Source organism: Mesorhizobium sp. WSM4850, assembly GCF_055811735.1.
In genome coordinates, this window is sequence record NZ_JBVVPV010000127.1 from 1 (window position 1) to 1,536 (window position 1,536).

The 1,536-nt window shown below is 62.6% G+C and carries 1 protein-coding gene; it reads left to right on the plus strand.

What is annotated here, in order from left to right; all coding sequences use genetic code 11:
• The first annotated feature begins 78 nt into the window (after window positions 1-78).
• Window positions 79-1,452: a transposase gene (locus tag AC0L2Z_RS35215; RefSeq protein ID WP_473630619.1), complete on the plus strand. Its 1,374-nt coding sequence runs from the start codon at window positions 79-81 to the stop codon at window positions 1,450-1,452.
• Window positions 1,453-1,536: the final 84 nt, after the last annotated feature.

The following is a 1,536-nucleotide window of genomic DNA, read 5'->3' on the forward strand; positions in this document are numbered from 1 at the left end:
CGATTGTGTTGAAAAAGTCCGGGTTGCAGCAGTCCTGAAGCACTGATTCAATGTTCGTCGTAAGAGGAGATTGAGTCGATGATGGGCGAGCAAAGTGTGATGCAGGAGGAGCTGTTCTACGGCTTCAGCCTGGAGCGGCATGTGCCGGCAGATCACCTGCTCAGAGCGATCGACCGCTTCGTCGACCTGTCCGCCATCCGCCAGCATCTGGCGCCCTTCTACAGCCCGATCGGCCGTCCCTCGATCGACCCTGAGCTGCTGATCCGCATGCTGATCGTCGGCTATTGTTTTGGCATCCGCTCGGAGCGGCGGCTGTGCGAGGAGGTACATCTGAACCTGGCCTATCGGTGGTTCTGCCGGCTTGGCCTCGAGGGTGATGTGCCTGACCACTCAACCTTCTCCAAGACCCGCCACGGCCGCTTCCGCAATGCCGACCTGCTGCGCGAACTGTTCGAGACCGTCGTCCGGCGCTGCATAGCGGAAGGGCTCGTCGGCGGCGAAGGCTTTGCGGTCGATGCCAGCATGATCGTCGCCGACGCCCATCGTCAGCGCGGGATCGAAACGGCCGAGGACCTCAATCCTAAAGCCAAGCGGGCCGTGGCTGAGTATCTCGCCACTCTGGATGACGCCGCCTTCGGGGCCGCCACGCCGGTAGAGCCAAAGTTCGTATCGCCTGTCGATCCTGCAGCACGCTGGACCGCCTCTTGGGGCGGCCCGGCCGTCTACGCCTATTGCACCAACTATCTGATCGACGTGGAGCACGCCGTCATCGTCGATGTGGAGCCCTCGACCGCGGTGCGCCAAGCCGAGGTGACGGCCGCCAAGACCATGATCGAGCGGGCGCACGACGAGTTCGGCCTCTGGCCGGAGCGGCTGATTGCCGACACCGGCTACGGCTCGGCCGAAATGCTGAACTGGTTGGTGCATGAGCGTGGGATCGAGCCGCACATCCCGGTGTTCGACCACTCCAAGCGCAAGGACGGCACCTTCTCGCGTGAGGATTTCGCCTACGACCATGCAAGCGATACCTACCGCTGCCCGGGCGGAAAGACGCTCAGGCAACGCCAGAAGACCTATCGGGTGCCACATCCTCTCGTCGACGAGAATGGCATGATGCGCTATCGCGCCAGCAAGCTGGATTGCGACGCCTGTGCCCTGAAGCTCCGCTGTTGCCCGAAGGAGCCGGCGCGCAAAGTGCTGCGCTCGATCTATGAGGGTGCGCGCGACATGGCCCGCGATATCGCCAAGACCGACGCCTACCAAACCTCACGCTATCAACGGAAGAAGGTCGAGATGCTGTTCGCGCACCTCAAGCGCATCCTGAAGCTCGACAGACTGCGATTGCGCGGTCCCTGCGGTGCCCGCGATGAGTTCCACCTCGCAGCCACCGCCCAGAACCTCAGGAAATTGGCCAAGATCTGCACCACCCGGACACCAATCCCAGCCACTTAGGGCCAAGGAGCCGCCTCGACCCAACCGCAACTCGTCGCGGCGAAAAGAACGCCCGGCTTAATCACCGACTTCTTCAACACAATC